Raw genomic sequence first — 25,769 nt, forward strand, 5'->3', positions numbered from 1 at the left:
TCATGTTTACAAAAATTTTAATTGCCAATCGCGGCGAAATTGCTTGTCGCATTATACGAACTGCCAAGCGTTTAGGTATAGAAACGGTAGCGGTTTATTCTTCTGCTGATGCAGATAGCCTCCACGTCAAAGCCGCAGATGAAGCATTCTACATTGGCAATGCTCCAAGCTCGGAAAGTTATTTAAACATTGATGCCATTATTAAAGTAGCCGTCTTATCTGGGGCCGAAGCCATTCATCCTGGCTATGGTTTTTTATCTGAAAATCCAAAATTGGCCGAAGCCTGCCTGGCTTCAGGCCTAGTCTTCATTGGCCCTTCCATTTCCGCTATGAAAGCCATGGCTTCCAAACAAATTGCAAAACAACTTTTGGAAAATACCGATGTTCCTTTAACGCCAGGCTATCATGGTGAAGATCAATCCGATGAGCAACTGCTTCGCGAGGCGAAACGCATCGGTTTCCCCGTGTTACTGAAAGCTGCCGCTGGCGGCGGCGGTAAAGGCATGCGCACGGTGAATTCTCAAAAAGAATTTCTAGAGTCGCTCGCCAGCGCAAGAAGAGAAGCAAAATCTAGTTTTGGTGATGACACCATGTTGATTGAAAAACTTCTTCTGAATCCCCGGCATGTTGAGCTTCAAATTATGGCAGATAACCAGGGGAATGTTGTTCATTTGTTTGACAGGGACTGCTCGATTCAACGCCGCCATCAAAAAATTATTGAAGAAGCTCCAGCCCCTAACTTATCTCAATCGTTGCGTGACAAAATGGCAAAAGCCGCCATTACCGTTGCTCAAAAAATTGATTATCGCGGTGCGGGAACCATTGAGTTTCTGGTGAGTCAAGATGAAGAATTTTATTTTATGGAGATGAATACCAGGCTTCAAGTTGAGCATCCCGTAACAGAATGCATTACAGGAATTGATTTGGTTGAATGGCAGCTATGCATTGCCGCCAATGAACCTTTACCGTTAAGCCAAGATGAAATAACTCAACAAGGGCATGCCATAGAATGTCGAATTTGCGCGGAAGATCCAAGCCATGATTTTATGCCCTCCATTGGTCAACTTTCCTTTCTTAAAGAACCTACTGGCGAAGGTATTCGAATTGATTCCGGCGTGACACGCAATTCAAACATTACGATGCATTATGATCCGATGATTTCAAAACTGATTACATTTGGAGAAACGCGAACATTAGCATTGAATCGCATGCATCAAGCGTTGGCCGATTACCACATCAGTGGCGTGAAAACCAATCTTTCCTTTTTACAAGCTATTCTTAATCACCCTAAATTTGCTAAGGCCGAGCTTAGCACCGATTTTTTAACAAGTGAAAAAATTCGCTTGCCGGTTCCTAATTTGGAATTGGCCGTTTGTCTTGCAGCAAGTCTTGACTATTGTTTTTTACAGTCGAAATTTAACTCGGAACTTCAGAAAGAAACGTTTGCTTGGCAAATGCATTTATCCAGCCAATGGCGAAGACGTTATTTAATTGAACATGAATCCTATGAGGTATTAGTCCACCCTATTTCTCTGAACCAAGTGAAACTTAAGCTCAGAAATAACACTTTATCGTTACGCCTACAGATTGAAAATGACCTATTGCGTTATGATGATGGTCTAAAAAAACGCGATGTATGGTTTCAAAATGACGCCGAAAAAATCGTTATTTTTTTTGATCACGGACCTGTGACTGTTGCTCGTTTTAATTGGGAAAAAACAACTCCAAGTGAAACGATTGACGCGCAATTAATCGCCCCAATGCCTTCAACGGTGGTTGCCGTCCTTAAGAAAAAAGGAGATAAAGTCAAAACTGGCGACACCTTGATGGTACTTGAAGCCATGAAAATGGAACATGCTATTATTGCTCCGCAAAACGGACTTATTACGGATGTGTACTATGAAGTTGGGAATCAGGTCAATGAAGGGGTACAACTGGTGGAATTAAAAAGTGCCGATATTGAAGAACCCCAGACATCTTAGATATATGGACCTAGGAGGTTCTTAATGGCCAACCACCAATGAAGAAGCTAGAATTACCAGAGGTTGAGTTATTAAATCACACTAGTTAACGATGCCCCATCTTTCTTTTTCATAACATTCACACCATAATAGAGTTTACTGTTATGCGCCCGTTGGAAACGACTGCAATGGATCTTCCTTCTCAAGTGACGATTACTGAAGTAGGCCCTCGTGATGGGTTACAAAATGAACCGTCATTTGTTACGACACAAATCAAAATAGACTTTATCAATTTATTGAGTGAAACCGGCCTCAAACACATTGAAGTCACAAGTTTTGTTTCGCCTAAAGCCATTCCCCAACTAGCGGATAATGCCGAAGTCTATCAAGGGATCCGAAAAGTCCAGGGAGTCTCTTATTCTGCTCTCATCCCCAATGAGCAGGGAATGCAAAAAGCCATGGAGCTAGGCGTACAAGAAATTGCCATTTTTACCGCAGCAAGTGAGTCCTTTAACCAACGAAATATTAACTGCACCATTCAAGAAAGCATTGAGCGATTTAGGCCTGTTATGGAGCTTGCAAAAAAACATGCCATTCCAGTCCGTGCATATATTTCTTGTGTGCTAGGTTGCCCTTATGAGGGAGAAATAGGTCCTGCTCAGGTGATGCAAGTGGTCGAACAATTATTACACCTTGAGGTAAATGAAATCAGTTTTGGCGATACCATAGGGGTTGGTACGCCTAAGCAAACGCGCCTCTTGCTGGATGCCATTAAAACCACCATGAAATCCAATCAGATTGCCATGCATTTTCATGATACCTATGGCCAAGCAGTAGCCAATATCTATGCATCATTAGAATGTGGGATTCATCGTTTTGACAGCTCAGTGGCCGGTTTAGGGGGCTGCCCTTATGCACAAGGCGCAACCGGGAATGTGGCCACAGAAGATGTGCTTTATCTCATGCATGGCTTGGGAATTGAAACAGGTGTCGATATTTATAAGGTGGTCGCTGCCGGCGACAGGATATGTAAAGTCCTTCAGCGCAAAAATCAATCCAAGGTTGCCAATGCTTTAATGGCTAATCCCTGCTGAAATAACGGATGGATAACATGACGCCTAAACAAGCTGGTTTTCGAATGCCTGCCGAATGGTCTCCTCATGAGGCTTGTTGGATGGCATGGCCAAGTCGTAAAGAAACCTGGGAAAAAATTGGTTTAGAACGAGCACAACATGCTTACGCAGAAATCGCCAATGCCATTGCCGAGTTTGAGCCAGTTAATTTACTCGTCAATCCTTCCGAATTAACCCGTGCAATGGCGCTTTGTGATTCTAAAATACGCTTGATTCCTTTGCCATTAAACGATTCATGGACCAGAGACACAGGCCCGACTTTTTTATTAAACCAGCAAAAAGAACTGGGTGGCGTGGATTGGATTCATAATGCTTGGGGTAAAAATTACAACGATTATGCGCTCGATAATCAAATGGCCAAGGAAGTGATTGAGTTAACTTCTGCCCAATATTTTCATGCTCCCTTGGTTATGGAAGGTGGCTCGTTTCATGTCGACGGTGAAGGAACCATCTTAACCACACGCGAATGCTTGTTAAACCCAAATCGAAATCCCTATTTATCTCAAAAAGATATTGAATATTATCTACTAGAATTTCTAGGTGGTGAAAAAATTATATGGCTCAATAAAGGCTTGCTTGGAGATGAAACCGATGGTCATATTGATGAGCTTGCTTGCTTTATCGCGCCTGGGAAAGTATTGGCTTTAACAACTGAAGATAAACACGATCCCAATTATTACCGGTTAAAAGAAAACCTTAAACTCTTAGAAGCCGCAACCGATGCACGTGGTCGACCGCTTGAAGTGGTGACCGTAGAGCAGCCACCAGCGACTTATTTAGAGGGTGAACGCTTAACACTATCGTATATAAATTTTTATTTTGCCAATAAGGCAATTGTGATGCCATCATTTGGTTTTGAAAAGCACGATGAAGCTGCTTTAACTCTATTTACAAAGTTATTTCCTGATCGTGTTATCAAGCAGGTCAATGCACTGGATGTGTTTGCGGGAGGTGGCGGGATTCATTGCATTACCCAGCAACAACCAAAATCAACGCTTATGTCGAGGACGTGATGAAGAACAAGGCCATTTGGTACCCAACCAATCCTAAAAAAACACGCATGTGGCAATTTATGCAGTCTGTTTCAAAAACCGAATCGCAATCTTTGAACACTTATCACGCACTTCACGACTGGTCCATAGAAAATCCCGCCCTCTTTTGGCAAAAACTCTGTGAGTTTTTCGATATTAAATTCGACACCCCACCCGATCAAATCTTGAATGACTATGATCACATGATTCAAGCTAAATGGTTTCAAGGAGCGACGTTTAATTTTGCCGAAAAACTTTTAAATGGCCCTCCTGACCAACCCGCTATTATCGCGCTTGATGAACAAAATAAAAGGACTGTCCTAACTTATAGAGAATTAAGAAATGCCGTCGCTCGTTGTGCTGCTGGTTTAAAAAAAGCTGGGATTCAATCGGGTGATCGAGTTGCGGCATTCATGCCCAATGTTGCAGAAACCGTGATTGCTTTTTTAGCCTCAGCGTCCATCGGCGCCATTTGGTCATCGTGCTCGCCAGATTTTGGCGTTCAAGCGGCCGTTGACCGGTTAGGTCAATTAGAACCTAAATTACTTTTTCTAAGCAATCAACATCAATACAATGGCAAATTGCATCAAGATTTAGAAAAATTAAACGACTTTATTGATTTGATGCCGAGTTTAGACCAGGTTGTAGTCTGCCCGATGCATAACCAATCTTTGGATATCTCTTCATATCCGAAAGCAAAGGTATGGCAAGAATTTCTAAACCGGGATGCAAACCTCACGTTTACTTCGCTTCCCTTTTCTCATCCACTCTATATTTTGTTTTCATCAGGAACCACTGGAAAACCAAAATGCATTCTTCATAGTGCAGGTGGCGCTCTTTTGCAGCACATTAAAGAATTAGGGCTTCATACAGACATTAGCTCAGAAGACCGATTATTTTTTTACACAACCTGTGGTTGGATGATGTGGAACTGGATGGTTTCGGTTTTAGCACTGGGAGCCACCTTAGTTTTATATGAAGGCTCACCTAATTTTCCGAACGCTTACCGTCTCTTTGAATTAATTGATTCTGAGAAGATAACAGTCTTTGGGACCAGTGCTAAATTTCTCTCGATGGTCGAAAAATCCGAAGCCTTTCCTGCCCAATATTACGAAATGAGTGATTTGCGCTGTCTTTTATCCACAGGCTCCCCACTCTTGCCTAAAAACTATGATTTTGTTTATGAGCACATTAAATCCAATCTTCAACTTGCTTCAATCTCAGGCGGAACTGATATCGTTTCATGCTTTGCATTAGGCAATCCAATGTTGCCCATTTATCGTGGCGAACTTCAATGTCTTGGTTTAGGTATGAGTGTAAAGATATTTAATGAGCACGGCGAGCCTATAAAAGGCGAGCGAGGAGAGCTCGTGTGCACCCAACCTTTTCCTTCCATGCCCCTTGGTTTTTGGCAGGATGATGACAAAACAAACTATAAGAAAGCCTACTTTGACCGGTTTCCTGGCGTCTGGGCGCATGGTGATTTTGCTGAGTTAACAGAGCATGGAGGTTTAATTATTTATGGTCGATCGGATGCGGTATTAAACCCAGGCGGCGTTCGTATCGGAACCGCTGAAATTTATCGTCAAGTTGAAAAAATTCCGGAAATACTGGATAGCGTGGTCATCGGCCAAGACTGGCAAGATGACATTCGTATTGTTTTATTCGTAAAATTAAAGAGAGGCGTTATACTCAATGAGGAGCTTAAGAACACGATCCGACAAACAATTCGAACCAACGCATCACCTCGGCATGTTCCTGCTAAAATAATTGAAGTTCCTGACATTCCTAGAACGATTAACAACAAAATCGTGGAATTAGCGGTTCGAAATATTGTACATGGCAAGCCAGTTAATAATATTCAATCGCTAGCAAACCCAGAAGCCCTTGAGTATTTTAAGTCGCTTGATGATTTGTATAATTAATTAAACGATGTATAATCACTAGGCGCTGATTTGAACTCACAGCTTGCGGGCGCTCAATGAATTGATTGATGATTCATCAACTCTTGAAAATACGGCTAAAGCGGGCAATCCCTCCCCCCTTGTTCCGAAATCCCGCAGTTGTAAAACTTTGGTATCACCATGATAAAACTGTCCGGATTAACAAAATCTTTTGGCGAACATATTGCTTTAAACAACATCCATTTATCCATCCAGGCCGGTGAGATTTTTGGCATTATTGGAAAAAGTGGCGCCGGAAAATCAACCTTGTTACGTTGCCTTAATTTATTAGAAAGGCCAGATGAAGGACAAGTAATCATGGATGGAGAAGCGTTAACCGAACTAAACGCCAGTCAATTACGCCAAGCCCGATATAAAATGTCGATGATTTTTCAGCATTTTAATTTACTTCATTCTAAAACCGTCTACGAGAACATTGCGTTGCCAATGCGCATTCAGGGTGAGACGGAAGAGGCTATTCAAACCAAAGTTCATGAACTCTTGCCATTAGTTGGGCTTGAAGAGAAAGCCGAAGCCTATCCACATCAATTAAGCGGTGGTCAAAAGCAACGTGTGGCAATTGCTCGTGCATTAAGTACTTCCCCTAAACTGTTATTGTGTGATGAAGCAACCTCAGCATTAGATCCTGAAACCACGGATGCAATTTTAGCGCTTTTAAAAAAAATTAATCAGCTCTATGGCATCACGATTGTGTTAATTACTCATGAAATGGAGGTGGTTAAACGAATATGCAATCGGATATCGCTTATGGAAAACGGCCGAATCCTTGAAACCATCGAATTAGCCAACGTGTTTCAAAATAAGTCTAGTTTGGCTCGGAACATGCTCTATGCTCAGCTAAGTCCTGAATTGCCTTCGTGTCTTAAAAGTCATATTAGCCAAGTTGTGAATGATAAGCCATTGGTTCGAATCTTATTTGAAGGCCAAGGTGCGACCGTTCCTTTTATTAGCCAAACCAGTCGTGAGCTTAATTTAGACATTAACATTTTACTGGCCAATATCGATCGCTTTAATCATTTAACCTGTGGTGTGCTGGTGGCTGAATTATCCGCAGACCAAAGCCAATTGCACCAGTTTATTCAACGCTGTAATCAAACCAGCCTTAGTGTGGAGATTTTAGGTTATGTCACCGACGATGCTTTATGATTTACTCATTGCAACAGGTGAAACGCTTTACATGGTTCTAGCCAGTACGTTTTTTGCGGTTCTATTAGGGCTACCCCTAGGAACATTATTATTCAGCAGCGCTCGCATTAAACCACATCCTCTGTTGCATCGTTTCATTGCGGGCATCATCAACATGAGTCGCTCGATTCCCTTTATCATATTGCTCGTAGCCTTAATTCCTTTCACCCGATTGATTGTGGGCACCTCCATTGGCATTCATGCCGCCATGGTGCCTTTAACGCTTGGGGCCGCGCCATTTTTCGCTCGCCTAGTAGACAATGCCTACCAAAGTTTACCTGGGGGGCTCATTGAAGCTGGTTTTTCTATGGGTGCTACTTCCTGGCAAATGATTCGACTTTTGTTATTGCCAGAAGCCACCCCTCAACTCATCCATGCGGTTACGGTCACAGCTATTACTTTGGTTAATTACTCTGCCATGGCAGGAACGGTTGGAGGTGGTGGTCTCGGGGACTTAGCGATTCGTTATGGTTATCAGCGATTTAATGTTTCAGTCATGTTGGCGACCGTAGTCATATTGATTATTATTGTACAAGCTTTACAAATGTTTGGTGATTTTTTAGTGCGAAGATACGCTTATACCCACTAAAATTAACCAGTCGTTTTTATATCGGAGAACGTTCATGCGCTTTATCACCCTTTTCATTTGTTCACTTGCTTTAATCGCCTGCGGCAAACCTTCACCTAACACCATTGTGGTTGGAACCATCGCGGGCCCTGAAACCGAATTAGTCGAAGTGGCTCAGAAAGTAGCCAAAGAACACTATGATTTGAATGTAAAAATCATTGAGTTTAGCGATTACAACTTACCCAATGAAGCACTACAAGATGGCAGCTTAGATGCTAATGTTTATCAACATCAACCTTATCTTGAAGCGGCAAAAAAAGCCCGTGGATACGATTTAGAAATCATAGGGAAAACCTTTGTTTACCCCACGGCCATTTATTCTAAAAAATACAAAAGCTTAGATAACATTCCCGCTAAAGCAACGGTTGCCATTCCAAACGATCCGAGCAATGAGTCCAGAGCGTTACTGTTGCTCCAAAAAGCAGGATTAATTAAGCTATCAACCACTCAAACTCCAGATGTGAAAGACGTCGTTGCAAATCCTAAAGCACTTAAATTCAAAGAACTGGACGCAGCCCAACTTCCGCGAATATTAGATGATGTGGATCTTGCAGTCATCAACACGAACTTTGCCATTCCCGCTGGCCTAAGTCCAAGCCGTGATGGATTATTTCAAGAGAGCAAAGATTCTCCTTACGCCAATGTCATTGTCATTCGACAAAACAGCGAGAAAAAGCCACAATTAGAGCAGTTTGTTAAAGCGCTCCAATCGCCTGAAGTGAAGCAAAAAGCCAAATCCCTTTTTGGTGATGGGGCAATTCCTGCTTGGGAATGAATTTGATGATTTGCTGGGCTTTTCAGCCCAGCCTACGCTTGCTTAAGGCACGGCATTCTTTATTAGCGCTTCAAATCCCTGTAAAAATTTTCATGAACTCCTAAGGCTAGCAATACTCTTTCTTCTGGATCCCACTCATAGGCTAAAAGATACTCTTGGTTTTTATTTTTAAATTTATATACATAAATGCCAGATAGATCACCTTTTTTGGCTGTACCTAGTTCTGGATTGTCCATAATTTTTTTTATTGCTTTTTTAACTTCTTCCTTTTGATTTTTATGGAGTTTTTTGAATACCCGTTTAAAAGCCGGCATTTGGCTTACAGATATTTTCTCCATATTATTCTTCATCAAAGTTAAAAGGTTCAGCAAGAGATCTATCAGATTTTTTAGATATCAACAAATCTTTAACAAACTCAATAGGCAAATCTGGATTGTCTAAGGCACACTTACCGACTTTCGCCCAGAATTCAATTTGCCCAGGAATTGATCGGCACTCAGCTTTAGCTATTTTTTTAGCATCTTCATAAATGTCATCATCGATCCTAATAGGAATGCCCATAATATTCACCGTGTCATATTGCTACAATTGTAGTATGGCACAACATTTGTTGTTTATCTAGGGTAACTTGGCTTTGAAGGAATAAATAGGAGATATTGGGGCATAGTTCAAATGATCTTTTTATTCCAGCTAGCCAATGTAGGTGGGTAGTAGACCAAAGGCCTTATCCCAGGATTTCGTTCCCCAATCATTCATTCTCCAAACTCCCGTTGAATAGCCGCGCACCACCAATTTTCTTCTAATATTCCATTAACCCCAGTTCGGAGTTTTTATGCTTTATAAACAAGCAAAATCAAGGAGTACGAAGCAAAATCAAATAAAAAGCGCAGGACTAGCAGAGCTAATTCGAGCATTTTTATTTGATTTTAACGAAGTAATCGTTGATTTGGCGCGGTTTATAATGCATAAAAACTCCGAACTGGGGTTCCATTACGCACATATCGAGGAAAACTGGAATGAGGCCATTCTTTGGAGACAAAGAAATGACCTTACTGGCTTATTTTGAATGGATCCAGTTCGTTTAGCGCCACAAAAGTCATAAATGACTCTTCTGTCGAATTCACGTTAAGTTTAAGCTAAGATTTTAGTGGTATACTTATTTATAACCTTAAACAAAAATTTTTTGGGTGAATTATGTTATTCCCTCTATTTCTTGTAGGAGCCACGGTTAAGGCGGTGTACCGCCCGGGTAAACATTCTACTTTGAAAACACCTCAGGAAAAACAAGCGGCTGTTTTAGAGTTTTTGACTAGTATTGGATTTGAAAAAGGATTAGATACAGCGGAATTATATACTCACTATAACGACAATCGTAAAAAAAGCTTAACGGATTTTGGCGATCTAAAGCTTGGAGATAAGTCTCTTCATGAACATTTGAAGGACGTAGATGAAAATAACCCGGATTTAGTCGCTCTTCAGCAAGCAATCAGTGAAGCGTTAGTGTTAGATGAAAACTTTAAGAAAGCACAAGAGGAATATGAAAAACAAATCGAAGCACTGAATCGCCACATCGCCGATCCCAAAAGTCCTTTTAACGCCTATGAATTAGAGCACGCGGTTCAACGGTTAAAAAATGAGACAAAAAAATCTTTAAACCAACAACAACAAGCTGAGCTGAAAAGTTTTGGGAAAATATTTGAAAAAGAAGAAAATAAGCAACGGCTTGCCACAGTATTAGGTATTCAAGACGATGATCCAAAGCGAGGTGAAAAGTTGGATCAGGCGATAGAAGCGCTCAAAAAAGAACTAAAAGACTCTCAAGCAGATAATAAACAAAGAGTCACAGAGCCCCTAGAAAAAAGTCATGCCGAAATGCTTAAGCAACTCGAGTATGAAAATGAACGAGTTTTTGCTCTAGCTGGACTTTATAACAAAAGCAAAGCCGTTAAACAGTATATTGATAATCTTCATGCCCAGAATCGCAACTCAGTAGCTCCCGATGCAAATGCTTATTTAACTATTACTGAAAAAGCTGTGTTATTTAAGGGAATAAAGATTGAAGATTTACCCGTACTAGAAACCCAAACCGGCCGAACCATCCAAAAACAGGGTAATGGCGAATTTTCAATGAAATTACCAAGGCCTATCTTTAGCCCAGCTTATCATCGCGGCTGGAATAAGAAAATGAAAGAAGATCTTCAAAGTCTAGCCTTGATGGTTAAAGCAAGCGGTTATGATAAAATTACAATGGATATCAGTCACACCGATCCAGAACGATGCGCTAAGCTTGCGATGGAAGCCTATGAGGCTTGCCGCAAAACTGGCTTTGACAGCAAAAACATTACCATTAAAGTAAATGGGGTTGAGAAAAAAGTGGATGAGCTATTTAAAGGAAGAGCTGATCGCTACAAAGCCATTGAAGCACGTGCACAAAATACCGTTCAAGTTAAAGAAAGAATTAAGCCTTTTGTCACTTCCGAACATTCGCTACATATTAAAAATGAGCTATTGGGAATAAAACAATCTGCAACAGGGCCAGAACAGCAACCCACACCCTCACCTACCTCTCCGAGTCCTAGTACAACTTAAACACTCACGAAGCCTATAGGGTGGTCAAATTGATATTTGGCGCCGCCCATCGTTGTCTTGATCTTTCTTGCTAACAAACCAAGGTTTTATTTTTTTCTGTTCCTTAAAAGAAAAATCTGGTATTTTTTCTCTTGAAGGGCAGTACATATAGCGTCACCCACTAGGTTTTAGACAACGCTATATAAAGTTTAGTGGGTGGCGCTATATAATTTTCCCAAGCCCTGGCCATGGACTTAAAGGCAGTAAAGGAGATTAGCAATGAGCGCTAAAAAGTTTGAGGATTTTGAAGTAGGGATTGATGATTTATTCGATGTCTCAGATGCAGCTTGCCTTACCACGAAACTGGACCGACGAAGACGTATTGAAGAGTTGGAAGAAGAAAAAAGACTTCGTGAAGAATTGAGTGAGTTTGCATAAGGTTTTTTAAATTTCACAAACCATTCGGGCCTGTTGACCATTCGTCTCATGCCATACGCCACGAGGCTTGTCCGCAGGGTCTATGGACTCCGCTGTCAAGCCGCGGAAGGTAGGCGGGTCGTGAATTTCATCTTTGCGCAGGCAAAGATCTATTCTCAATTCGGGTTTATAATCTTTTTTGGTTATATACCTATTCTACCTGAAGATACTGGTTTTTTTGCGACTTGATTTTTGTGTCTCTGAAACATTAAAAAATGAGTAATAGCAAGCTCTATTGCGTGTTTTTTTAACGTTTCAGAGGTGCAAAAAGTAATAGCGAAAATCCAGTATCTTCAGGTAGAATGGGTATATACATCAAAGCGAACCGTTTTACCTGTATAGCTGATATGAGGCTGCTTTAATGGTTCACTTCGTTGTGGCCATTTTAAGACCACTCTCCCCTTTGTCTTTTTAAGAGAAATCTCTAACAGCTCCAAAGCATCTTCATCTGCTCCTAGAAGTTGCTGTAAAATTTGCATTTCTTTTTTGACTAGGGCTGATTTTTGTCGGGTTGGATGCATGGGATCCATATAGATGAGATCTGGATAATCACATTTTGATAATGCTTTTAAATACGTTTTTGCATCCCCATTGTGCAAAGACAATAATGAACGTAATGTGGATGCTTCATCGAGCCTTCTTAAACCATCTTCCAGCAATGCCGCCATGATTGGATTTCTTTCAATCATAAGAACGTTCGCACCAAATCCCGCTAGAATAGCGGCATCTTTTCCCCAGCCTGCCGTTACATCGAGGATGGTTAATCCCGCATGAGGTTTACAAGCTTGAATTAATCCTTGCTTTTTACCTTCGTGTCGTCGTTTCTTGCAAAACGCTCCGAAATCGACGTATAACGGTGAAAATTCTTTCGTTTCAAGTTGTAACCGTTGGGGGGTTAGCGTAAGTCGTGGAAATTGAGAGTTATTGATTTCCAAGTGAAGCTTCAAAGCGAGCGCTTCTGCACGTTCTCGCAAATGAGTTTCTGTATAACCAATAAAGATAGGCTTAAGCATCATGCGTTAATAAATACGTCTCAACACATTCTAAAAGACTGTTGAACACGGGAACATGTGGGTAGGCATTAAGCCCAATGCGATCCGTCATATTCGATAACACCAACAATGGCTTTGCCCCCACTGTCTCTGCTGCTTGTATATCGGATATGCGATCGCCAACGAATGGCACACCCAATAGTTTCTCATTAAAGTGCTTAGCAATAGCAATTAACATACCTGGACTTGGTTTACGACAAGTGCAGCCATAATCCGGCATATGCGGACAGTATTCAATTATATCAATTGAACCGCCAGCCTCACGAACATGAGTAATCATCTTTTCGTGAATCGCTTCTAACTGAGCCTTATCATAATACCCACGGGCAATTCCAGACTGATTGGTGGCCACCCCAATTCGGTAACCCGCTTTACTCAACATCGCAATCGCCCGCACGCTACCCGGTAAGAGCTTAAATTCGTTGACTGATTTAATGTATTGCATGGAGTCCTGATTAATCACTCCATCGCGATCTAATATAATCAATTTAGTCATTTTTAATCGTTAACAAAGAGATATCAGCAACCCCTTGTAATAACACCTGTAATCGAGCCAAAAGACTTAAGCGATTGATTTTAAGCGCCTCATCCAGAGCCATAACCAGTACTTTATCAAAAAACGCATCCACCGGATCGCGAAGGATTGCCAAGTGACTTAAAATCTCTTCGTAGTTTCCTATTAGATATAAAGGTTTTACAAATTGCTCCATTTCCTGGATTTGTTCGAATAAAGCTTTTTCTTCCGCCTCTTGCAAAAGCTCCGATTTAACTTCTAAATTGTTTGCCAAATCGGCTTTTTGTAAAATGTTATTAACCCGCTTACAAGCAGCAGAAAGACTAATTGCCTCTGGCAGATGGACAAAATCCATCAGGGCTTTAATACGCATATCGGTATCATAAAGCCAATCTTCCTGGCGTGCTCGAACGGCTTGCACAATATCTTGCGACACACCTTGACTAAAATAATAAGACTGCATTCGTTCTAGAATAAATGGGATTAATTCTTCGAGAGCCTTTTTATCCAATTTAAGCGATTTATCATAACCATGCCATGCTTGTTGTACTAAAGTGGATAAATTCATAGTCGCGGGGGTTGTAATCAATATTCTTACAACAGCCAGGGCGTGACGACGCAACTTGAAAGGATCCTTCACCCCCGTTGGCTTTTGCCCAATGGCAAAAATTCCCACAAGTGTATCTAGCCTATCCGCTAAAGATAATGCTGAGCCAAGGTCAGTTGAAGGCAAATTGTCTCCTGAAAATCGAGGCCAATATTGTTCTTTTAACGCGATAGCCACGGATTCAGGTTCATTATCATTCTTAGCATAATAATAGCCCATAACCCCCTGCAATTCGGGAAACTCCCCCACCATACCCGTCATTAGATCGCATTTACAAAGTTCTGCAGCGCGTAGAGCATGTGATTTTTCCAAACCCAAGGGTTGAATTAAGGCTTCCATCAACGTCTGTATTCGTTTGGCTTTATCGGCCAATGTACCAAGGCGAGCCTGGAAAACGACCGTTTCAGTCGCTGGAATATAATCGGATAAAGGTTTCTTTTTATCTTGTTTATAAAAAAATGAAGCATCACTTAAGCGCGCCCGCATCACTTTCTCATTACCGGCCACAACGTGTTCCGGTGCTTCACTTTTGATATTGGATACAGTAATAAAATAGGGTTGTAGGTGCCCTTTTGCATCTTGTAAAGCAAAGCATTTTTGATGCGCCTGCATGGAGGCAATTAGCGATTCAGCAGGTACTTCTAAAAATTCCGGTTCAAATCGTGCCAAAAGAGGTTCTGGCCATTCAACAATGGAAGTGACCTCATCCACCAACGCTTCTGGCATAATTGCATTAAATTGATGCTCCGTCGCTAATTGAGTCACTTTTTCAAGGATGAGCTGCTTTCGTTGAAAAAAATCTGGCAAAACGAACGCTTCTCGAAGTGCATCCTCATAGTCAGTAGGCGAAGCGATATGAACCCGTTTGGGATGATGAAAACGATGCCCCATGCTCTCTTGACCGGTGGTAACGCCTAAAAGACTCGTCTCTATAACCTCATTGCCCAGTAGCAAAACAGCCCAGTGAACTGGTCGCGCAAATTCATCCTCTGTACTACCCCAGCGCATGGGTTTAGGTATAGATAATCCTGCCACGGCTTGAGCAATCAAATCGGGCAGTAATGTTTTTGTATCAGCGCCTGGTTTTATGGTTTCATACACCCACCATGCGCCTTTATCCGTATGAGTTTGACTTAATTCATCCACTGAAACGCCGCAAGACCGAGCAAATCCTTGCAGAGCAGGAGAAGGCTCATTAACAGTGCCAGGACTAGAGGTCACGACAGGACCTTTCCGAATAATGGTTTGATCCGGTTGAGTCTCTTGGACATCTTTAATCAGCACCGCGATTCTTCTTGGAGTAGCATAAGGCTTCACAAGACCAAAAGTTAACTCCGCATCTTTTAATCCGGCCATCAAATTATTGGCCAAGCTTTCCGCTAAAGGCCAAACAGAACCTGAGGGTAATTCTTCTGTACCCAATTCAAATAATAAATCACTCGCCATCACACACCTTTAGCATTGGAAAACCAAGCGCTTCACGCGCTTGATAATAAGCAAGCGCAACTGCCCTAGATAATTGGCGCACGCGTAATATGTATCGTTGCCGCTCGGTAACCGACACAGCATGACGAGCATCCAACAAATTAAATACATGTGACGCTTTCATCACCATTTCATAAGCGGGCAATGGTAATTGCAGTTTTACAAGCTTTTCTGCCTCTTTTTCATAGTAATCAAACTGATGAAATAATGCCTCAACATTCGCATGTTCGAAGTTGTAGGCAGACATTTCAACCTCATTTTGATGAAACACATCGCCATAGGTGACGGTACCGTGTTCGGTATGACTCCATGGCATATCAAATAAGCTATCATACCCTAAAATATACATCGCCAAGCGCTCAAGTCCATATGTTAGCTCGCCCATAACCGGTTTACAGGCTAATCCACCGACTTGCTGAAAATACGTGAATTGGGACACTTCCATGCCATTTTGCCACACTTCCCAACCAAGGCCCCAAGCGCCCAGGGTTGGAGACTCCCAGTTATCTTCGACAAAACGAATATCATCTTTTAGTGGATCAATACCCAGCGCGCGTAGAGAATCAAGATACTTTTCTTGAATGTCTAAGGGCGAGGGTTTTAGCACAACTTGAAATTGATAGTAATGTTGTACCCGATTAGGATTCTCACCATATCGCCCATCCGTGGGTCGCCGAGAAGGCTGTACATACGCAGCCGACCAAGGCTCAGGACCAATCGCGCGCAGAAAGGTAGCGGGATGAAACGTTCCGGCACCCACTTCCATATCCAATGGCTGTAGAATGACGCATCCTTGTGACGCCCAATAGTGTTGAAGCGTTAAAATAATCTCCTGGAAAGTACTAGGCTTTGTCATGTAAATCTCAAAAAGAAGGGAAAAAACAAAATTACATCATGCTGGGTTGGTTGCATCATTAGCCTTAAATGTTCGATGGCCATGAGCCAGAGCCCAACATTAAAAATGCCTCTTAGTTATTCATACGTTACTATATACCCATTCGTCTGCAATTCACGACCTGCCAACGTTCCGCGGCTTGACCGCGGAATCCAGGAATACTGCGCTAAAACCCTGGACCCCGCGGTCAAGCCGCGGGGCGTAGGCAGCGATGTAATCAAGAGACAAGACTTGACCCTGCATCTTCTGCACATCTTTAAAAGCCCAGTCCAACATGACTCTTCTATACTCCGTGGCTTGTCCACAGAATTCAAGAGTCCTGCGCTAAATACTAGACCCCGCGGTCAAGCCGCGGGGCGTAGGCAGCGATGTGGTCAAGCCAGGGGCGTGAGCCACGGTGCGATCAAGCCTTGGGGCTTGAGCCGCGGTGCGGTCAAGCCGCAGGGCTATGGGCATGAACTGAATGCCGATAAATCGAAGCACCCTGTTATTTTAGCAAAAATGTCAACTTAGTGTTTATTTTCCTGTTTGCTCAATCAAGTTTTGCAGCACTTCCTCGCTCGCAGCACCTGGGATAAATGCTGGATCGCTGTTTTTCTTAAACTCTCCTTTAGGCGTTGCAGCAACGATGAAGGCTGGTGTTCCCATAAGGTTCATTCTTTCAGCCAGCTCTCGATTCGCTTCCAGCGCTTCTTTTACTTTTTTGCTGTCCATGTCTTTCTTAAGCTTATCAACATCAAGTCCAGCTGATTTGGCTGCATCCATAATCACCGCTTCGTCAAGACGCTTGTTTTCTGCCAACAACGCATCATGCATGGCTTTATATTTACCTTGCATCGCTGCAGCCAGTGCAGCTTTCGAGGCTAATTCTGAGTTTTTACCAAAAATAGGAAATTCTTTGTAAATTACCCGTAAATTTTCATTCTTTTTAATCAGATCGCTAATCACCGATTTCATTTTTTTGCAGTGAATGCATTGATAATCAAAAAACTCAACTAAAGTTACACTTCCATTTGGATTTCCAGCAACGGCTAAATCTTCGGTAAATAATTGTTTCGCATTTTCAGAAATAGCACCTTTTGCCTTTTCTTGCATGCTTTGTTGTTGTTTTTGCTGTAATGCTTGCGAGACTTCTACTAATACTTCAGGGTTTTTAACCAGATAGTCATGAATAATCTGCTCGACTTCCTTTTTCTGGGCTGCAGTTAAGGCCTCTGCAGCAATGACTGGTCCTGTAGCAAGGCTTGCAAGTAAGCCAACGGTCATCAAAGATTTAAGTTTCACGCCACTCCCCTTTATATTTTTATTATTTGACTTTTAGTCTATTGGTAAAGGAACGTTAGCACCAGCTTGCTATAAATTCAAGCGAATTTGGGCAACGAGAGCTAAACCGTTAAATTCGCATAAGCCACCACAAGCCATTTGCTGCCGTGTTGATCAAACTTCACTTGAACCCGAGTATGGGCCCCACTTCCTTCCACTGCCAATACAACGCCATGTCCAAATTTCGCATGATGTACGGATTGCCCCAGTTGGAAGCCTGACTCATTCATAGCTGAAGGAAGCATGGAAGATTTGGGAGCAGGTTTATAGTGTGCTTTCGGACGCAATTCCTCTAAGTATTCTTCCGGCAATTCTCTCAAAAATCTTGAAGGCCGATGATATTCCTCGCGACCATATTGTCTTCGAATTTCAGCATAGGTGATAACCAGTTTTTCCATTGCTCTTGTCATGCCCACATAGCAAAGCCTGCGCTCTTCTTCCAAGCGCCCGGGTTCTTCGATGGATTGTTTTCCTGGAAAAAGCCCCTCCTCCATTCCCACCATAAACACCATAGGAAATTCTAATCCTTTGGCTGCATGCAAGGTCATTAAATGAACACATCGTTCATGATCCCCTCCTTGCATTTCGCCTGCCTCAAGGGATGCATATGCTAAAAATGCCGTTAAAATAGGTACGTTTTCTTCATCATCGTATTCATAGCGAAATTGTTTGGCCGCGTTGACCAATTCTTGCATATTGTCTAAACGGGACTCCGCTTTTTCTCCTTTTTCCTTACGGTAATGATCATATAAGCCGCTGTTTTGAATAACCAAACGAATTTGTTCATCCAGAGGTTGATCTTGACCAAGTTGATGAAGTGATTCAATGAGTTCAATAAACTTTGTGAGTGCGGTGGCAGCCCGTTGAGCTAAGAGATTTTCAGTCAACAACGTCTTTGCCGCACTCCAAAGAGATGAAGAGGTATCCTTAGCTAATGCTCGAATTTCATCCAATGATTTCTCACCTATTCCTCGAGTTGGGAAATTAATAACGCGTTCAAACGAAGAATCATCATGGGGGTTTGCAATTAAGCGCAAGTACGCCAAGCTGTCTTTAATCTCGGCCCGTTCAAAAAATCGCACGCCTCCATAAATTCGGTATGCAATGCCCGCGCGTAGAAGAGACTCCTCAATCACACGTGACTGGGCATTTGAGCGATATAATATTGCAATCTCATCTTGCAAACGACTTCGACTCATTTCTAAACCAATCCGTTCAGCAACAAAACGTGCTTCTTCTAGCTCATTGAACGCACTGAACACGAGGATTTTTTCACCGGCTTGTCCTGCTGTCCATAATTCTTTACCCATTCTCGAATGATTATGATTAATCAACGCATTGGCTGCGTTTAAAATCGTTGCGGTTGAACGATAATTTTGTTCCAATCGAATCAGTTGCGTATCTGAAAAATCCTTGGAGAACCGCTGGATATTCTCCACTTTGGCTCCTCGCCAACCATAAATCGATTGATCATCGTCCCCAACCGCCATCACAGCCGCCTGCTCGCCAGCTAAAAGCTTTATCCAAGCATACTGAACGGTATTCGTGTCTTGAAACTCATCCACCAAAATGGCATTAAACCGCTGCTGATAATGCGACAAAAGATCGGGATTATCGCGCAAAAGCTCATGACAACGCAGTAAAAGTTCAGCAAAATCAATTACGCCAGCTGTTTGACAGGCTTGCTCATACGCTTGATAAATACGTACAAGCGTACGTGTCGGGCCATAATCCGGCGCGTGAATATGCGTAGGGCGTATGCCTTCATCTTTTTTACCATTGATAAACGCTTGTGCCTGCTTAAAAGGCCACTGATCTAGATCCAGATTTAAAGAGGTAATCGTACGTTTTAAGAGCCTGGCTTGATCTTCACTATCCAAAATATGAAACTGCTCGGGTAGATTGGCTTGTTCATAATGTCTTCGAAGCAGGCGATGGCATAAACCATGAAAAGTCCCTACCCACAAGCCTTGTACAGGGCATGAAAGAAGCTGAGCTAATCGGGCCTTCATTTCTCCCGCGGCTTTATTCGTAAAGGTCACCGCTAAAATCGAATGAGGAGAAAGACCTTCCCGTTCAATCAACCAAGCGATTCGATTGACCAATACGCGAGTTTTACCACTTCCGGCCCCTGCCAAAACCAGTATATTGCCCATAGGAGCTGTTACAGCAAGCTGTTGTTGTTTATTTAATCCTTGCACAAAGGAAGACATACCAATTCCCGATAAAAAAATAATGGGGCATTATTATAAATTTAGCCGGCAATTGCCAGAAACCTATCAGGGTTTTGTATCCTTAAGGACTTACGCAAAACCCCCATCTCGATGTTAGCTCTTTATTAAGATCGAATCCCGCGGCTTGATTGCGGCGGCCATACTTTCTATTTTAATCTCAGAGAGGATTCTTGTTCTCTTTCTTCTTCCTGAACGTCATCGCTGGGTTGAGGCTGGGTTAACCCGTTAGAGGATCTCAACTGTGACATTTTAGCTTTTAAATCTGAGCTCTTCTCAAGGGCTGAACTTTGCCGTTCTATTTCTTTAATGTTTTTATCCATTAATTGATGCATTTTTTTTGCTTTTTTCGGATCTTGGATGTTTTCAATTTCTGCTCTTCTTTGGTTAACTAAGGCATCAATTTTGCGCTCACTAAAGCCCGCTTTTTTGCATGACGCTTCAAACTCACCGAGCTTTTTTTTACATTCGTTTATTTCTAATCGAAGCGCAGATTGTTTTAACTTGCTGCTAAGCAGCTTGATTGTAAATAGAACATCAACAACCATATTGTATTTTTCTTGCTCTTCTTTTCTCTTAGAAGGGGGTAGATGACCAAATTTGTCATCAGTTGCTTGTTTTTCCTTAATACAATCTTGGATCACTCTAACAGTGTGAAGATCGGTACTGGCGTTGATAACATCGTCTTGTAATGATCCTTGTACTACGTCGGCTTTTAGAAGAGAGACCCAAAGATCGTCTTCATTATATTTCTTCTTATCCGCCATCTTTTCCTGATAACTGGTAATAGGTTCTGTACTTTTCAGTTCATGCAACATTTCAATACAACGTTTTTTTTCTTGTTCCAAAACCTCTTGATACAATTGCTCTTGGAATACGATTAATTTTTGTTGCTGCTGAGTTTTATATAATCTCTCTAATTCCCATTGTCGGGCTTCAATAGTGCGTTGTAACTTAACGTTATCATCCTTCGTCGCTGCATTTTTTAATTCTTTGAGTGTTGCATTGCATTCAACATAGGCATTTGAACGTATTCTTTTGCTGTCCGCATCGATTAGCTTATCGAGAATTGAGTCGTCGGGCATCGCCATGCTCCATCCACCACCTGTGTTTTATTATAGTATATATTGTCTTACAATTTACCGAGGCAATTGATTAAAAATATACGCCATACCCTACCGCTGCTTTCGGTGGTGGGCTTTTCTTGCTGATAAATTAGGATTTTTGAACATGCTCATTGTCATTCAACGAGTCAAACATGCCTCGGTAACCGTTGCTGAAACCATCGTAGGCGAAATTACACAAGGGTTATTGATTTTATGCGGTTTTGAGAAAGAAGATTCAACTGAGACCTTAAGCCGCATGCTAGATCGCTGCCTTAACTATCGAATTATGAGCGATCAGCATGGAAAAATGAATTTAAGCTTGAACGCAGTAGAAGGAGGGTTGCTGTTAGTCCCGCAATTTACATTGTTGGCGGATACCAGCAGAGGATTAAGACCTAGCTTTACTAAAGGTGCTTCCTCTGAACAAGGAAGACAATTATTCGATGATTTAGTTCGATTAGCAAAGCAGAAATACAAACACGTTGAAACCGGTCGATTTGGCGCTGAAATGCAAGTCAATTTACGCAACGACGGCCCAGTTACGTTTGTAATGTCATTTTAATTTGCAAGAAAATTATTCTGGTGTACCATTAATACAAAGCTGCGGGGGAAAAGTATAGCTCCATTAGCCTGCAACAACTGATTTCAAGGAATAGAATACTCATGCGTTTTATCGTTAATGTCGCGGTTTTAACAGGCTCTATTATCTTATCAGCCTGTGTGACAAAAGGCTCAAATCCTAAGGATCCCTACGAGCCAATTAACCGAGAAATCCATAAATTTAATATGGCGTTTGACGCCACCATGCTTCGCCCACCAGCACGTTTCTATAAAGCAGCGATACCACCTCCTATTCGCTCAGGCATTAATAATACCTATAATAACGTGAATATGCTGCCAACCATCGCAAACGATCTGTTGCAAGCAGAATGGAATTACGTCATAAAAGATACCTGGCGCTTTTTGATTAACTCAACGTTAGGCATTGGTGGATTATTTGATGTGGCTGCTGGCCCGTTCGATTTGCCGCCACACAGCAATGACTTAGGTTTAACTTTTGCAAAATGGGGCGATAAGCAATCTCCTTATGTGGTCATTCCTTTCCTTGGCCCAAGCACCATTCGCGATGGATTTGGCATGATGTTTGATTTTACCTTCTTTACACCTTATCCTTACATTCCATCGGATGCAGTGGTTTACTCCTTAATCGGGTTGAGATATATCGATTTGCGATCGCAAATGTTAGAAACAGACCCACTTATTGCGGAGTCCATTGATTCTTACACCTTTATTCGAGACGCTTACTTACAACGACGTAACTTCCTCATTACCGGTGAATCAGAACAATCACTAGGCTCTTTATACGTAGACGAGGAAGGCAAAGCGGACTCATTAACCACCGAAACGCCAGCAGACGGGACGCCTTCTGAGTTTCCAATCACGACAGCAGAGCATGCTACACATCGCGCTTCATCAGCCTGAAATTCCACCAAACACGGGCAATATTATTCGTCTGTGCGCCAATAGCGGCGCACAGTTGCATCTTATTCATCCTTTAGGATTTACTCTAGAAGATAAGCGGTTACGCCGCGCTGGATTAGATTATCATGAGTGGGCTAAAGTCATTCATTATGAAAACGAGGCTGCTTTTATTGAGCAACATCAAAATCGTCGCATCTTTGCCTGCACCACTAAAGCAACCACAGTATACAGCGATATAGCCTATCAAGATGAAGACCTATTGCTTTTTGGCGCAGAAACACGGGGATTACCCCCCGAACTTCGCAGTCAATTCGAAGGGATCCGCATTCCTATGCAAAAAGACAGTCGAAGTCTTAATTTATCAAACGCGGTGGCCATCATTCTTTTTGAAGCGTGGCGTCAATTAGACTTTTTTAGCTAAACAGCGCATTAAGTCGCCTGCGATATCCAATCCAGTTTCATTGGCGATTTCTTGAATACAGGTTGGGCTTGTGATGTTTATTTCAGTAAGATAATCACCAATTACATCAATGCCTACAAAATACAAACCTTTTTCTTTTAATGTTGGGCTAAGATTTTCGCAAATCCATCGATCGCGTTCTGTGATTTCAACCACTTTTCCGGTTGCTCCAACGGCTAAATTTCCTCGCAATTCTCCTTTTGCTGGCATTCTAGCAAGTGCAAAAGGAACGGGTTCTCCATCTATCAATAAGATACGCTTATCACCATGGGTTTTAATTTCTGGAATGTATTTTTGCGCCATAGTACTCACAGTTTCTCCATGCGTTAACATTTCCAATATCACCCCAAGGTTATGACCGTCTTCGCCTACATGAAACACCGCTCGCCCCCCCATTCCTTCCAAAGGTTTAAAAATCACATTACGATGGGTTTCCCAAAAAGCTTTTAAGGGAGCCATATTGCGACTAACCAGCGTTTCCGGGCAACATTGAGCAAAATTTAAGGTATAAAATTTTTCGTTTGCATCACGAAGACTTTGAGGTTTATTGGCAATGAGTACGCCTTCTTTTTCAGCAAGCTCTAATGCGTATGTTGCGAAGATATATTCCATATCGAATGGGGGATCTTTACGCATTAAAATAATATCAAACTCGCTTAATGCCTTTTCACCCATTCGTTTTGTATTAGCCCAATTAGGTTGGTGAAGGTCTTTGATGACGATGGAGGATACGTCAGCAAAGGCTCGTCCATCTCGACAAACGAGGTCAGATTGAGTAAAAAATTCACAAGTCCAACCTTGCTCTTGTGCACTTTTTATCATAGCGACCGTAGAATCTTTGTACGCTTTGATTTTTTCAATAGGATCCATCAATACTGCAAGCTTCATTGCTTCCTCTCAGAAACGTTGCCACTTATAAAATTATAGGCTCTCTCTCGCTGCTGCAAGCGCTGCTAGCCTCGCAATCACCCCATAAGCATAAAAACGATTCGAGCTTTCCACCACATTGAGCTCAGTACAAGGAGTATTACAAGCTTTTGCAAAAGCCAAGGGCTCAAAATGCATACCCGGGGCATTTAGATTTTCAGACTGACCTCGCCCTTGATGCACACGATAAAAACCGCCTACTACAAATTGACCAATCATATATACTACGGGTTCAGCCACGGCCCCATTCGGCATCGTTTCAAACGTATAGACGCCTTCTTGAATGATCACTCGATTCACTTTACGGCCCCCTTTACTGGCAGCCATTTTAGTGCGTTGTTTACGATTCAATTGCAACACCTCTTCCCCATCGTGTACCATCATCACGCTCATACCATATGTGCCATTATCGGCTTTAATCGCCACAAAAGGATTTTGTACCACACCATAGGATTCGTATTTTTCTTTAACTCGTGCTAATAACGTATCGGTTGCGTTAGCGATTGCTTCTAATCCCTCTTTAGCCATGAAATCTACTCCCTCAACGGAGGTGAATAAAGGAGAAATAAGCCAAGGATCTAAATGGATGTGTTGACCAAATTCTTCTGCTACTTGGGAAAAAAAGTGAAAATGATCAGATTTTAATCGCGTAGACCAACCCATTTTGAGATTAGGATAAATCGGTTGCTCAAGATCTTGTAAACGTTCAGGCACCGCACTTGATAAATCATTATTTAAAAGAATCAAACAGGGATTAAATTCCCCAACATAAAGGCGGTTTTTTACTCGTTCGATGGGTTCAATTAAAACAGGCTCATCATCGACCGTTTTAAACTCCGTCGCTTCAGTAAGCTCCGGATTTAAGCTCCCGATCCTTACTACAAATCCTGCTTTTAAAAACACATCACGCAAAATCGCTAAACTTTTAATATAAAATTTATTTCGAGTATGATTTTCAGGAATAATTAAAATTTTAGTACAACCTGGCATCTTATCCATTAACACCGATTGTGCTGCTTGTATGCATAGCGGCAAAAACTCTAGATTTAAATTATTAAACCCCGCGGGGAATAAGTTCGTATCCACCGGTGCTAATTTAAAGCCACCATGCCGTAAATCAACCGATGAAGTCACTGGAGGCGGTGTTATTTGCCATTGTTTTCGAAACCACGCTTCGATTGCAGCAACCTGTTGTAATATCACTTCTTCTACATGATGCAGCGGGCCTGAGGAAATGGTGGTTAGATTTGGTACGGGAACATCCATCACAAGTGTTCTCTCTGAATATATTAGAGCGGTAGGTTGATTGCGAATGTTAGCTCAGATTTAATCTTGATTCTAGGCTTCAGAATGTTACTTCCAACCTATGACTCCTGACTCCTACATCTCCACGTCCTGCGGCTTTGACCGCAGCATCCATTGGTTTTGAGGTTTCTAGCATGGATCCTGTGCTTAAAGCACAGCAAGTAGGGCTTATGTTTACGACCCTATCGCCAAGGCTTAACCGGAACTCCCTTCGCCATCTCCCACGTGCTGCGGCTTTGACCGCAGCATCCATTGGTTTTGAGGCTTTTAGCATGGATGCTGTGCTTAAAGCACAGCAAGTAGACGTATGTTTACAACCTATCACCAAGGCTTAACCGAAACTCCCTTCGCCATCTCCTACGTGCTGCGGCTTTGACCGCAGCATCCATTGGTTTTGAGGCTTCTAGCATGGATCCTGTGCTTAAAGCACAACAAGTAGGGCTTATGTTTACGACCCTATCGCCAAGGCTTAACCGGAACTTCCTTCGCCATCTGCTACGTGCTGCGGCTTGACCGCAGCATCCATTGGTTTTGAGGCTTCTAGCATGGATGCTGTGCTTAAAGCCATAGATATCTACACAAAAAGAATAATTAGTATTTAATATGGGATTTTAGTAAAAGTGGATAATAATAAATGGATTTAGAGTTACGCCATAAAAA

At 42.1% G+C, this 25,769-nt stretch carries 25 protein-coding genes; 14 read left to right on the forward strand and 11 right to left on the reverse strand.

Features of this window, described 5'->3' with window-relative positions; all coding sequences use genetic code 11:
* The first annotated feature begins 2 nt into the window (after positions 1-2).
* From E1O41_RS03895 to E1O41_RS03925, 7 genes are all read left to right on the forward strand, one after another.
* Positions 3-1,982, forward strand: a complete 1,980-nt coding sequence (locus tag E1O41_RS03895) for an acetyl/propionyl/methylcrotonyl-CoA carboxylase subunit alpha (protein WP_131775997.1) — start codon at positions 3-5, stop codon at positions 1,980-1,982.
* A gap of 167 nt (positions 1,983-2,149) precedes the next feature.
* On the forward strand, positions 2,150-3,055 hold the full coding sequence (locus tag E1O41_RS03900) for a hydroxymethylglutaryl-CoA lyase (RefSeq protein WP_131776036.1): 906 nt from the start codon (positions 2,150-2,152) through the stop codon (positions 3,053-3,055).
* A 17-nt stretch (positions 3,056-3,072) separates the two neighbouring features.
* Entirely contained in the window at positions 3,073-4,107 is a 1,035-nt protein-coding gene (gene aguA / locus E1O41_RS03905; RefSeq protein WP_131776037.1) for an agmatine deiminase, read from the forward strand.
* Complete coding sequence (locus tag E1O41_RS03910) at positions 4,107-6,050, forward strand: acetoacetate--CoA ligase (protein ID WP_131775998.1); 1,944 nt, start codon at positions 4,107-4,109, stop codon at positions 6,048-6,050. The genes aguA and E1O41_RS03910 overlap by 1 nt, the downstream gene beginning before the upstream one ends.
* A gap of 159 nt (positions 6,051-6,209) precedes the next feature.
* The gene (locus E1O41_RS03915; protein WP_131775999.1) at positions 6,210-7,235 is read left to right on the forward strand and encodes a methionine ABC transporter ATP-binding protein; all 1,026 of its coding nucleotides are present in this window, start codon (positions 6,210-6,212) and stop codon (positions 7,233-7,235) included.
* Positions 7,213-7,863, forward strand: coding sequence for a methionine ABC transporter permease (locus tag E1O41_RS03920; protein WP_131776000.1), 651 nt, complete (start codon positions 7,213-7,215; stop codon positions 7,861-7,863). The genes E1O41_RS03915 and E1O41_RS03920 overlap by 23 nt, the downstream gene beginning before the upstream one ends.
* Before the next feature lie 34 nt (positions 7,864-7,897).
* Positions 7,898-8,677: a MetQ/NlpA family ABC transporter substrate-binding protein gene (locus tag E1O41_RS03925; RefSeq protein ID WP_131776001.1), complete on the forward strand. Its 780-nt coding sequence runs from the start codon at positions 7,898-7,900 to the stop codon at positions 8,675-8,677.
* A gap of 62 nt (positions 8,678-8,739) precedes the next feature.
* Here E1O41_RS03925 and E1O41_RS03930 read toward each other — a convergent pair whose 3' ends face one another.
* Both E1O41_RS03930 and E1O41_RS03935 read right to left on the reverse strand, forming a co-directional pair.
* Entirely contained in the window at positions 8,740-9,015 is a 276-nt protein-coding gene (locus tag E1O41_RS03930; RefSeq protein ID WP_131776002.1) for a type II toxin-antitoxin system RelE/ParE family toxin, read from the reverse strand.
* 1 nt (position 9,016) lies between these two features.
* Entirely contained in the window at positions 9,017-9,238 is a 222-nt protein-coding gene (locus tag E1O41_RS03935) for a ParD-like family protein (protein WP_131776003.1), read from the reverse strand.
* A gap of 271 nt (positions 9,239-9,509) precedes the next feature.
* On the opposite strand from E1O41_RS03935, the gene E1O41_RS11720 reads away from it, so the two are divergent.
* The 3 genes from E1O41_RS11720 to E1O41_RS11725 all read left to right on the forward strand — a co-directional run bounded on the left by E1O41_RS11720 (position 9,510) and on the right by E1O41_RS11725 (position 11,683).
* Positions 9,510-9,743, forward strand: a complete 234-nt coding sequence (locus E1O41_RS11720; protein ID WP_165481097.1) for a hypothetical protein — start codon at positions 9,510-9,512, stop codon at positions 9,741-9,743.
* Between the two features lie 128 nt (positions 9,744-9,871).
* Positions 9,872-11,266 carry a hypothetical protein gene (locus E1O41_RS03940; protein WP_131776004.1) on the forward strand — a complete coding sequence of 465 codons (1,395 nt, stop codon included), beginning with the start codon at positions 9,872-9,874 and terminating at the stop codon, positions 11,264-11,266.
* 258 nt (positions 11,267-11,524) lie between these two features.
* A complete protein-coding gene (locus tag E1O41_RS11725; RefSeq protein ID WP_165481098.1) occupies positions 11,525-11,683 on the forward strand; it encodes a PA3496 family putative envelope integrity protein in 159 nt (52 codons plus the stop codon).
* A 332-nt stretch (positions 11,684-12,015) separates the two neighbouring features.
* Here the strand turns inward: E1O41_RS11725 and E1O41_RS03945 are convergent, their stop codons facing one another.
* The 7 genes from E1O41_RS03945 to E1O41_RS03975 all read right to left on the reverse strand — a co-directional run bounded on the left by E1O41_RS03945 (position 12,016) and on the right by E1O41_RS03975 (position 20,920).
* Entirely contained in the window at positions 12,016-12,735 is a 720-nt protein-coding gene (locus tag E1O41_RS03945; protein WP_131776038.1) for a class I SAM-dependent methyltransferase, read from the reverse strand.
* Positions 12,728-13,270, reverse strand: a complete 543-nt coding sequence (gmhB, locus tag E1O41_RS03950) for a D-glycero-beta-D-manno-heptose 1,7-bisphosphate 7-phosphatase (RefSeq protein ID WP_131776005.1) — start codon at positions 13,268-13,270, stop codon at positions 12,728-12,730. Before gmhB ends, E1O41_RS03945 begins: the two co-directional genes overlap by 8 nt.
* A complete protein-coding gene (gene glyS / locus E1O41_RS03955) occupies positions 13,263-15,341 on the reverse strand; it encodes a glycine--tRNA ligase subunit beta (RefSeq protein WP_131776006.1) in 2,079 nt (692 codons plus the stop codon). Before glyS ends, gmhB begins: the two co-directional genes overlap by 8 nt.
* A complete protein-coding gene (gene glyQ, locus E1O41_RS03960; RefSeq protein WP_131776007.1) occupies positions 15,331-16,236 on the reverse strand; it encodes a glycine--tRNA ligase subunit alpha in 906 nt (301 codons plus the stop codon). The genes glyS and glyQ overlap by 11 nt, the downstream gene beginning before the upstream one ends.
* A gap of 555 nt (positions 16,237-16,791) precedes the next feature.
* The gene (locus tag E1O41_RS03965; protein ID WP_131776008.1) at positions 16,792-17,559 is read right to left on the reverse strand and encodes a DsbA family protein; all 768 of its coding nucleotides are present in this window, start codon (positions 17,557-17,559) and stop codon (positions 16,792-16,794) included.
* 101 nt (positions 17,560-17,660) lie between these two features.
* Positions 17,661-19,817, reverse strand: a complete 2,157-nt coding sequence (uvrD, locus tag E1O41_RS03970; protein WP_131776009.1) for a DNA helicase II — start codon at positions 19,815-19,817, stop codon at positions 17,661-17,663.
* A gap of 161 nt (positions 19,818-19,978) precedes the next feature.
* Positions 19,979-20,920 (reverse strand): hypothetical protein, encoded by a 942-nt coding sequence (locus tag E1O41_RS03975; protein ID WP_131776010.1) that lies wholly within the window; start codon positions 20,918-20,920, stop codon positions 19,979-19,981.
* 139 nt (positions 20,921-21,059) lie between these two features.
* On the opposite strand from E1O41_RS03975, the gene dtd reads away from it, so the two are divergent.
* The 3 genes from dtd (at position 21,060) to trmL (ending at position 22,838) form a co-directional block, all read left to right on the forward strand.
* A complete protein-coding gene (gene dtd, locus E1O41_RS03980) occupies positions 21,060-21,497 on the forward strand; it encodes a D-aminoacyl-tRNA deacylase (protein WP_131776011.1) in 438 nt (145 codons plus the stop codon).
* Between the two features lie 101 nt (positions 21,498-21,598).
* Positions 21,599-22,417 carry an MlaA family lipoprotein gene (locus E1O41_RS03985; RefSeq protein WP_131776012.1) on the forward strand — a complete coding sequence of 273 codons (819 nt, stop codon included), beginning with the start codon at positions 21,599-21,601 and terminating at the stop codon, positions 22,415-22,417.
* A complete protein-coding gene (gene trmL, locus E1O41_RS03990) occupies positions 22,389-22,838 on the forward strand; it encodes a tRNA (uridine(34)/cytosine(34)/5-carboxymethylaminomethyluridine(34)-2'-O)-methyltransferase TrmL (RefSeq protein ID WP_131776013.1) in 450 nt (149 codons plus the stop codon). Before E1O41_RS03985 ends, trmL begins: the two co-directional genes overlap by 29 nt.
* On the opposite strand, the gene gshB is transcribed toward trmL, so the two are convergent.
* Together gshB and gshA are read right to left on the reverse strand one after the other, a co-directional pair.
* Entirely contained in the window at positions 22,821-23,765 is a 945-nt protein-coding gene (gshB, locus tag E1O41_RS03995) for a glutathione synthase (RefSeq protein WP_131776014.1), read from the reverse strand. The two genes, trmL and gshB, sit on opposite strands and share 18 nt — an antisense overlap.
* Positions 23,766-23,798: 33 nt before the next feature.
* Positions 23,799-25,070: a glutamate--cysteine ligase gene (gene gshA, locus E1O41_RS04000; RefSeq protein ID WP_131776015.1), complete on the reverse strand. Its 1,272-nt coding sequence runs from the start codon at positions 25,068-25,070 to the stop codon at positions 23,799-23,801.
* Between the two features lie 173 nt (positions 25,071-25,243).
* Between gshA and E1O41_RS04005 the strand changes: the two genes are divergently transcribed.
* Complete coding sequence (locus E1O41_RS04005; protein ID WP_131776016.1) at positions 25,244-25,444, forward strand: hypothetical protein; 201 nt, start codon at positions 25,244-25,246, stop codon at positions 25,442-25,444.
* Positions 25,445-25,769 lie beyond the last annotated feature (325 nt).

It is taken from the genome of Legionella impletisoli, assembly GCF_900639875.1.
GTDB lineage: Bacteria > Pseudomonadota > Gammaproteobacteria > Legionellales > Legionellaceae > Legionella_A > Legionella_A impletisoli.